Source organism: Streptomyces sp. NPDC056361 (assembly GCF_042262805.1).
In the GTDB taxonomy this organism is placed as follows: Bacteria; Actinomycetota; Actinomycetes; order Streptomycetales; family Streptomycetaceae; genus Streptomyces.
On record NZ_JBHJQI010000006.1, the window covers coordinates 91,128 to 100,355 of the forward strand.

Below are 9,228 nucleotides of genomic sequence, written 5' to 3' on the forward strand. Positions count from 1 at the left end.
ACACGCGCGTGCGTGTCCGCCCCACTGCGTTCCCCCGGCTTCCCCCCCCGGGAGGTCTCTGTCCGGCGGAGCGCCGGAAAATCACCCCATCGGGGAGGCGCTCGAAGTGAACCGGGGAGTGACGGGGGGCGCGTTTCCCGGCGAGCGCCGTGGTGTGATCACCGGCGACCTACCGTCGTCACCATGGGACGCGGGGATCTGGCGACGCTGGTGCGGATCTGCGATCTGGCGGGCCGGCCGCGCGGCACCGGGTTCCTCGCCGACCACCAAGGAACGGTCGTCACCAGTCACGAAGCCGTCGACGGGCTCAGCCGCGTCGTCCTGCACGCCCCCGGCGACCGCACCTGGCTCGCCGAGGCCGAGGCCGTCATCCGACTGCCGGAGAGCGGGCTCGCCCTCGTACGGACCGAAGGGCTCGGCGGGCGCCCGCTGCCGCTCGCGACCCGCGCCGAGATCGAACCCGGCACGTACGTGCGGATCGCCGCCCACGGCTGGCGCGAGGCGCGCGTCCTCGGCCCCGCCGCCGTCACGTACACCGCCACCGACCGCTTCCACGCCCTCGACGACGCCCTCGAACTGGCCATCGGCACCGAGGGCGCCGAGGCGCTCAGACTCGGCGGCCAGGCCGCCGGCGGACCCGTCCTCGACACCGCCACCGGCACCGTCCTCGCCGTCCTCGGCACCGCCCTGCACGGCGACCGCCAGGCCGCCGGATACGCGGTGCCGCTCCGGCCCGACGGCCCCCTCACCGCCCTGCTGCGCCGCAACGCGGCCACCGTCCCCGCCTACGGACCCGACCTCAACCTCGCAGGCGTCCTCGAACTCGCCGCCACCTCCACCGGACCCGCACCCGAGCCGGGACTCTGGCCCGACCCCGTCGAACGCCCCGACTGCGCCCGCGAGTTCGCCCGCTTCACCGCCGGCGCCGCACTCGTGCTCGCGCTGGTCGGCGGCCCCGGCACCGGCCGCACCACCGCCCTCGCCTCGCTCTGCGCCCACCGCGCCCGCGGCGAGGCGCCCGCCCCCACCGTCCGGCTGCGCGGCGCCGACCTGCGCGCCGAGGACCGCTCCCTCGCCGACGCCGTCGGCCGCGCGCTCCACCAGGCGGGCCGCATCGTCGCCGCCTCCGGAGCCCTCGGCGACACCACGACCGCCACCCCGGAACGGGCCGCCGCGCTCGCCCGGGAGGCCGGCCGCCCGCTCCTCGTCGTCCTCGACGGCCCCGAGGAGATGCCGCCGCGCCTGGCCCACCGCCTCGCCGACTGGACCGCCGCCACCGAGGGGTGGCTCCGCGCCCACGACGCCCGCCTCGTCACCGCCTGCCGCCCGGAGCACTGGGAACAGGCCGGCGCCCTCTACGGCCCCGGCGCCCTCCACCGGCCGTCGGGAGACCCCGGTGACGGGCCGCCGGCGGCCGTCACCCTCGGCCCGTACTCCGAGGCGGAGGCCAGGGCCGTACGCCAGGGGTACGGGCTCGGCGAGACGGACCTCGCCGAGGCGGACGCCCGGCACCCGCTCGCCCTCCGGCTGCTCGCCGAGGTCCGCGCGGCCCTGCCGGACGGCGTCCCCGGACGGCCAGGCCGCGAGGAGATCTTCACCGCCCACCTCGACCTCGTGTGCCTCCGCGTCGCCGTCCGGATCGCCGCGGGCTCCCGGCCCCTCCTCCGTGGCACCGCCGTGCGCCGGCTCGCCGCGCGCGTCACCGGCCAGGTCCACGAGGCGGCCCGCCGCTGCCTCGGGCCCGGACACGGCCTCCTCGACCGCGCCTCCTTCGAGGAGCTGTTCCCCTGGCGCGAGGGGTGGGCCTCCGCCGTCCTCACCGAAGGCCTCCTCGTCCCCGCCGGCTCCGGCTACCGCTTCGCCCACGAGGAGCTCGCCGACTGGGTCCAGGCCGCCCACCTCGACCTCGACACGGCCCTGCACTCCCTGGTCCACCGCCACCACGGCGAACCGCCCCGGCCCGGCACCGACCACCCCGTACGACACGCCGCGCCGGACGCCGCGGCACCCGGCGCCCCCAATGTCCCCGGCGCCCTCGGTGTCCACGGCATCCCCGGTGTCCCCGGCGCCCCGGCGCCGACCCCCGGTGTGCCCCGGCAGCGGGACGGCGTCCCGCAGCGGCCGGGCGTCCCCCCGGCGGCGGAGGTCGAGCACCTGCCGGTGCCGCCGCACCGCATCGGCCCGGTCCTCCAGGCCCTGCTGCTGCTCCACCGGGAGCGCGGGCCGGCCGGACTCGCCCCGCGCCTCGCCGCACTCGTCGAGTCCCTCGCCCGCTTCGCGGACGCGCACCCCGACGAGGCCCCCGGTGGGGACGGGCCCTGGTGGGCCGCCCGGCTGCTCGGCGAGAGCGTCCGCCGGTTGCCCGACCCCCGCCCGTACCTGCCCGTCCTGCGGCTGCTCGCCGACCGCGTCGGCGCCCGGCCCGGCCGGCACCCGGCCCTCGCCCCCTTCGGGCCCGGCTTCTGGCAGGCCCTGCCGGTCGGCGAGGACGAGCGCATCGACCTGCTGCGGCGCCTCGTCCCGGCCGACCCGCCGCCGGGACCGCCCACGGGTGCTGCCGAGGACACGCCCGCCGGCGGCGCCGCAGAGGCATCGCCCCATCGGGTGCGCGGCGAGGAGCGGGCCCTCGACGTCGTCGCGGGGATGCTCGTGGCGGACCCCCGAGGAGTGCAGCCGCTGCTGTGCCGCTGGTTCGGCGACGAGCGGCCGCTGCCCGCTGCCCCGCACGCGACGGTGGCCACGGCGGCGCAGGCGCTGCTGCACGCCCGCAGGGGGCTCGCCGTCGACGACCTGTGCGAGGCCCTGGTGGCGACGGCGCACCCGCTGGCGGACGGGCTGCTCGCCACGCTGGCCGGCGACGAGCCGTCGGCCGTGTGCCGGGCGGTCGACCGGTGGGCCCACGACGACGGGCGCCCGGAGCGGCGGGTGGCCGCCGCCGCGTACGGGCAGCTGGTCGCCGGGCACGCGGTCACCTCCGCCGACCGGGAGCTGCTGCGCTACGCCGCGCTCGCCCTGCTCGCCCGCCCCGGCGACCGGGCGCTCCACGGAGCGGCCCTGGGCCTGCTGATCCGCGACCCGCACACCCGCGCCCGCCATCTGCCCCGGGCGCTGGCCGAGCCGCAGGTGCCCGCGCCCGCGCTCGCCGAGGCGCTGGGCAGCCACCCCGAGCTGGTCCTCGGCGCGCTCCGGACCCGGCTGCGGGGCGACGGCGAGGCGCCGGCCGCCGCGCTGCGGGCGCTCGCCGAGGTCGACACCCCCGCCCTGGCCCGCCGGGTCGCGGCCCTCGTGCGCGACTACGCGGGCCGCCACCCCGAGGGCGCCGGGCACGTCGCCGCCTTCGTCGACCGCCGGTTCGAGGACGGCCCGGCGGCCAGGGCCGTCCTCCACCCGCTGGTCGCCGGCCTGATCAGGGGGCGCCCCGCCGCCGTCCGCCGTGCCCTGGCGCCCGTCCTCGCCGCGCCCGGCACCGGCGCCTCCCGCCATCTGCGGGCCGAGCTGCTCGACGTACTCGTCGAGCACGAGCGGTACGAGGCGGAGACGGGGGAGTTCACGGTCCTGGAGGCGCTGCTGCGGGCCGCGGCCGAGGGCGCGGGGCGGTGCAGCGAGCCGCGCACCCGGGACCTCGTGCACCGGGTCGGCGTGCTGTGCGCCCGTACGCCCGAGGGGGTCCGGCGGTTCGACCGGGCCCTCGCCGGGCACTGCCGCGAGCTGCCCGGTGTCGCCGCGCTGCTCGCCGGCTGGACGGCCGCCGCCCCCGGCGACTGGGCGCCGCTGCTCGGCCCGGAGACCCTCCGGACGCTGCGGAGCCGCGGCACCTCCATGCCGATGCCAACCGAAGGCCGTGGGCATGGCAGTCTTAGACCGGCGTAATCGGCGAACAGGCGGACGAGGAGCGGTCACAGTGCAGCGCTGGCGTGGCTTGGAGGACATTCCCCAGGACTGGGGGCGCAGCGTCGTCACCATCGGCTCCTACGACGGGGTGCACCGCGGACACCAGCTGATCATCGGGCGCGCCGTCGAGCGCGCCCGGGAGCTCGGCGTCCCCACCGTCGTGGTGACGTTCGACCCGCACCCCTCCGAGGTCGTGCGGCCCGGCAGCCATCCGCCGCTGCTCGCCCCGCACCACCGGCGTGCCGAGCTGATCGCGGAACTCGGCGTGGACGCGGTGCTTGTGCTGCCGTTCACCGCCGAGTTCTCCCAGCTGTCCCCGGCGGACTTCATCGTCAAGGTGCTGGTCGACAAGCTGCACGCCAAGGCCGTCATCGAGGGCCCCAACTTCCGCTTCGGGCACCGGGCCGCGGGCAACGTCGCGTTCCTCGCCGAGCTCGGCGAGACGTACGACTACGAGGTCGAGGTCATCGACCTGTACGTCAGCGGGGAGGCGGGCGGCGGCCAGCCGTTCTCGTCGACGCTCACCCGCCGGCTCGTCGCCGAGGGCGACGTGACCGGTGCGGGCGAGATCCTCGGACGCCCGCACCGGGTCGAGGGCATCGTCGTCCGCGGCGCGCAGCGCGGCCGCGAGCTCGGCTTCCCGACGGCCAACGTCGAGACGCTCCCGCACACGGCGATCCCGGCGGACGGCGTCTACGCCGGCTGGCTGACGGCGGCGGGGGAGCGGATGCCGGCGGCCATCTCGGTCGGCACCAACCCCCAGTTCGACGGCACGGAGCGGACCGTCGAGGCGTACGCGATCGACCGCGAGGGGCTCGACCTGTACGGGCTGCACGTGTCCGTGGACTTCCTGGCGTATGTGCGCGGCATGCTCAAGTTCGACACCCTGGACGACCTGCTCCTGGCGATGGCCGGCGACGTGAAGCGCTGCCGGGAGCTGACGGAGACGTACGACCGGGAGAACCCCGCCTCGTAGGGCTCGCGGCAGCGTCGAGGGCATCACCTCGGACTCCGTGCGGGTGAGCATCGCGCCCGCGCCCCTGCAGGGGCGCGGGCCGTGCCCGAAGGACACGTGCCCGGTGCCTCCCGGTCGGAGCCGAGGGCGTGCGGGTCGGCGAAGACCTCCGGGCCCCGGCCGGCGGCCGGGGCGGCGAAGCCCGAGGCTTCGGGAGCCGGGGCGGCGAGGCCGCAGGCGCCCGTGGGCGAGCCCGCGGCACCCGCCGCTCCGTGAGCTGGCGGGACCAGACCCCCGGTCCGGGGCGCTCGGCCCCGCGCCTACTCCCGGCCCGCCCAGTGGCAGGCCACCGCCTGCTCCCCGCCGCCGCCCAGGATCGGCAGGAGCTCCTCGCGGCAGCTGTGCGCGACGGCCGCCGCCTCGCCCGAGGCGAGGATCTGGCAGCGGGCGTGGAAGCGGCAGCCGGAGGGGATGCGGGAGGGGTCCGGGGGCTCGCCGGCCAGCACGACCGGCGCGTCGCCGGACTCCGGAAGGACCGACAACAGCGCCTGGGTGTACGGGTGTCGGGGGCGGGTGAGGACGGACTCCACCGTGCCGGTCTCCACGACCCGGCCCAGGTACATCACCGCCACCCGGTCGGCGATGTTCCACGCGAGCCCCAGGTCGTGCGTCACGACCAGGGCGGAGAGCCCGAGTTCGTCGCGCAGGCGCAGCAGCAGCGCCAGGATCTCGCCGCGTACGGACGCGTCGAGCGAGGCCACCGGCTCGTCGGCGACGATCAGCTCGGGCTCCAGGACGAGCGCGCCCGCGATGACGACGCGCTGCCGCTGCCCGCCGGACAGCTCGTGCGGGTAGCGGAGGAAGAAGCGCTCCGGGGGCCGCAGGCCGGCCCGGGCGAGGGCGCCGGCGACCGCGGCCCGCTCGTCCCCCGCGTACCCGTGGATCCGGAGCCCCTCCGCGACCGCGTCGTACACGGTGTGCCGGGGGTTCAGCGAGCCACTGGGGTCCTGGAGGACCAGCTGCGCCCGCTTCCGGTAGGCCTTGAGGGCCCCGGAGGCGTACGACAGCGGTGTGCCGTCGAAGGCGACCGTGCCCGACGTGGGGCGGACCAGGCCGAGGAGGGAGCGGGCCAGCGTCGTCTTGCCGCAGCCCGACTCCCCGACGAGGGCCACGATCTCGCCGGTGCCGATGTCCAGGTCCACCCCGTCCACCGCGCGCGCGGGCGGCGCGCCGCGCCGGCCGGGGAAGGTGACGTGCAGTCCGCGCGCCGAGAGCAGCGGCCCCGCGGAGGTCCCCGTACGCCCGGCGCCGCCGGAACCCGCGGAGTCGTCCGGGGCGCCGTCCACGGCGTCGCTCACGGTGTCCGTCATGCCGTGCTCCCCACGTGTACGCAGGCGGCCCGGCGCCCCGCGCCCGCCTCCCGCAGTTCCTGGTCCTCCGCGGCGCAGGCGTCGAGCGCCACCGGGCAGCGCGGCCGGAAGGCGCAGCCGCCCGGCAGGTCGGCCGGGTCGGGCGGGTCGCCCGGCAGGCCGCGCGGCGCCCGCCGGGAAGCGAGGTCGCCGATGCGGGGGAACGCCGAGGACAGCGCCCGCCCGTACGGGTGCGCGGCGGCCTCGTACACGGCCCGCGCCGGCCCTTCCTCGACGACCCGGCCCGCGTACATCACGGCGAGCCGGTCGCAGGTGTCGGCGAGGACGGCCAGGTCGTGGCTGATCATCAGGAGGCTGATGGACTGCTCGGCGACGAGCCCCTCGATCAGCCGCAGGATCTGCGCCTGGATCATCACGTCGAGCGCCGTCGTCGGCTCGTCCGCCACGATCAGCCGGGGGGCGCAGGCCAGCGCCATCGCGATCATCACGCGCTGCCGCTGCCCGCCGGACAGCTCGTGCGGGTACGCGGCGGCCCGTGCGGCGGGCAGGCCGACGTGTTCGAGCAGCTCCCCGACCCGCTTGCGCGCCGCGGCGGGGGTCGCCCGGCCGTGCACGAGCAGCGGCTCGGCGATCTGGTCGCCGATCCGGTGCACGGCGTTCAGCGAGTGCATCGCGCCCTGGAAGACGATCGACGCGCCCGCCCAGCGCACGGCCCGCAGCCGGCCCCACTTCATGGCGAGGACGTCCTCCCCGTCGAGCAGGACCTCGCCCTCGATCCGCGCCGAGGCCGGGAGCAGCCGCAGCAGCGCGAGCGCGAGGGTGGACTTGCCGCAGCCGGACTCGCCCGCCACGCCCAGCTTGCTCCCCGCCTCCAGGGACAGGTCGACCCCGCGTACGGCGGGCACGGCGTCCGCGCCCGACCCGTACGTCACCTTCAGATTCCGTACTTCGAGCAGGCTCAACGCCCCACCCCCAGCTTCGGGTTGAGCACGGACTCGACGGCCCGGCCGCACAGGGTGAACGCCAGGGCGACCAGCGCGATGGCGATCCCGGGCGGGGCCAGGTACCACCAGTGCCCGGAGGAGACGGCGCCCGCCTCGCGGGCGTCCTGGAGCATCCCGCCCCAGGAGACCACCGTCGGATCGCCGAGCCCGAGGAACGCGAGGGTCGCCTCCGTGAGGATGGCCGTGGAGATCCCGAGCGTGGTCTGCGCGAGCACCAGCGGCATCACGTTCGGCAGCACGTGCCGGCTCATGACGTGGCCGTGGCCCCCGCCGAGCGCGGTCGCCCGCTCGATGTACGGGCGGGACTCCACGGCGATCGTCTGCGCCCGCACCAGGCGGGCGGTGGTCGGCCAGGAGGTCACCCCGATGGCCAGGACCACCGTCCACATCGACCGGGACATGACGGTGGCGAGCACGATCGCCAGGACCAGCGTCGGCATCACCAGGAACCAGTCGGTGATCCGCATGACGACGGTCGAGAACCAGCCGCCGTAGTGCCCGGCGATGATCCCGACCAGCGTGCCGATCGCGACCGACAGGGTCGCCGCGAGCAGGCCGACGAGCAGCGAGATCCGCGCCCCCCAGATCAGCAGGCCGAGCAGTGACCTCCCGAACTGGTCGGTGCCGAGAGGGAATTCGGCGCTCGGTGGCTCCAGCGCCGTGCCCGGGGCCTCGGTCACCGACTGCACGTCGGCGCCGACGAGCAGCGGTGCGGCGAGGGCGATCAGGGCGATCAGCGTGAGGCCGGCGAGGCCGGCGAGCCCGGCGCGGTGGGTGCGGTACCGCTTCCAGAAGCGGGCCGCCGTCGCGCGGCGGCGCGCCCACTCCAGCGACGTCCTCGTCGGCGGCGCGCCCTTCGCGGTCGTGGTGTCCGTGGTGTCCGTCGTGGTCATCGTCCCACCCGGGGATCGAGCAGCGGATAGAGCAGGTCGGCGATCAGGTTCATGAGGATCATCGCCCCGGCGAAGACCACGAACAGGCCTTGCACGAGCGGCAGGTCGGGCACGCTCAGCGCCTGGTAGAACAGCCCGCCGAGCCCCGGCCAGGAGAACACCGTCTCCACCAGGATCGACCCGGCCGCCACGTGGCCCAGGTTGATGAAGATCATGGTGACGGTCGGGAGCAGCGCGTTCGGCACGGCGTGCCGCCGGCGCACCACGTCGTCGCGCAGGCCCTTCGCGCGGGCCGTCGTCAGGTAGTCGCCGCCCATCTCGTCGAGGAGCGAGGAGCGCATCACGAGCAGCGTCTGCGCGTAGCCGACCGCCACCAGGGTGACCACCGGCAGGACCAGGTGGTGGGCGACGTCGAGGACGTGGGCGAAGCCGGTCTCGCCCGTGCCGGACTCCATGCCGCCGGTCGGGAAGAGCCCCGGGATCGGCCCCATGCCGACCGAGAAGACGATGATGAGCAGCAGTCCGAGCCAGAAGGACGGCACCGACCAGAGGGTCAGCGCGATGCCGGTGTTCAGCTTGTCGCCGAGCCCGCCGTGCCGCCACGCCGAGCGGGTGCCGAGCCACAGCCCGAGCGCCGAGTAGATCACCACGGCGACGCCGGTCAGCAGCAGTGTGGCGGGCAGCTTCTCGGCGATCAGGTCGCCGACGGGGGCGCGGAACTGGAACGAGGTGCCGAGGTCGCCGCTCAGCGCCTTGGCGCAGTAGTCGGTGAACTGCTGCCACAGCGGCAGGTCGAGGCCGAACTGACGCCGCAGCGTGGCCAGTTGCTCGGCCGAGGTGGGCACGCCGTGGGTCATCGCCTTGACCGGGTCACCGGGGATGATCCGGAAGAGGAAGAAGCTGGTGACCAGTACGGCGAAGAGCGAGACGAGTGCGCCGCCGAGCTTCCCCGCCGCGTGGCGGAGGTAGCCGGCGGAGGAACCGGTGCGGGACGCGCCGTCCGTGGCGCGGGCCCCATAGGCCCCCGCCCCCGCCGCGGGGGGGGTTTGCCGCGTCACCGTAAAAAAACCGGGGGCGGGGGGGGGGCGGGGGGGCCGCCCCAGGAAAATGCCCGG

6 protein-coding genes are annotated in these 9,228 nt (G+C 76.4%); 2 read left to right on the plus strand and 4 right to left on the minus strand.

The features are described from left to right. The first annotated feature begins 183 nt into the window (after window positions 1-183). Both ACFCY7_RS03525 and ACFCY7_RS03530 read left to right on the plus strand, forming a co-directional pair. Window positions 184-3,870, plus strand: coding sequence for a trypsin-like peptidase domain-containing protein (locus ACFCY7_RS03525; protein ID WP_376480926.1), 3,687 nt, complete (start codon window positions 184-186; stop codon window positions 3,868-3,870). Between the two features lie 31 nt (window positions 3,871-3,901). After that, complete coding sequence (locus ACFCY7_RS03530; protein WP_376480927.1) at window positions 3,902-4,867, plus strand: bifunctional riboflavin kinase/FAD synthetase; 966 nt, start codon at window positions 3,902-3,904, stop codon at window positions 4,865-4,867. 299 nt (window positions 4,868-5,166) lie between these two features. On the opposite strand, the gene ACFCY7_RS03535 is transcribed toward ACFCY7_RS03530, so the two are convergent. From ACFCY7_RS03535 to ACFCY7_RS03550, 4 genes are read right to left on the minus strand one after another with little or no spacing between them, the layout of a single operon-like run. Further along, entirely contained in the window at window positions 5,167-6,216 is a 1,050-nt protein-coding gene (locus tag ACFCY7_RS03535) for an ABC transporter ATP-binding protein (protein ID WP_376480929.1), read from the minus strand. After that, window positions 6,213-7,178, minus strand: coding sequence for an ABC transporter ATP-binding protein (locus tag ACFCY7_RS03540; RefSeq protein WP_376480931.1), 966 nt, complete (start codon window positions 7,176-7,178; stop codon window positions 6,213-6,215). Before ACFCY7_RS03540 ends, ACFCY7_RS03535 begins: the two co-directional genes overlap by 4 nt. Then, window positions 7,175-8,113 carry an ABC transporter permease gene (locus ACFCY7_RS03545; RefSeq protein WP_376480933.1) on the minus strand — a complete coding sequence of 313 codons (939 nt, stop codon included), beginning with the start codon at window positions 8,111-8,113 and terminating at the stop codon, window positions 7,175-7,177. Before ACFCY7_RS03545 ends, ACFCY7_RS03540 begins: the two co-directional genes overlap by 4 nt. Next, complete coding sequence (locus ACFCY7_RS03550; protein ID WP_376480934.1) at window positions 8,110-9,171, minus strand: ABC transporter permease; 1,062 nt, start codon at window positions 9,169-9,171, stop codon at window positions 8,110-8,112. The genes ACFCY7_RS03545 and ACFCY7_RS03550 overlap by 4 nt, the downstream gene beginning before the upstream one ends. Window positions 9,172-9,228: the final 57 nt, after the last annotated feature.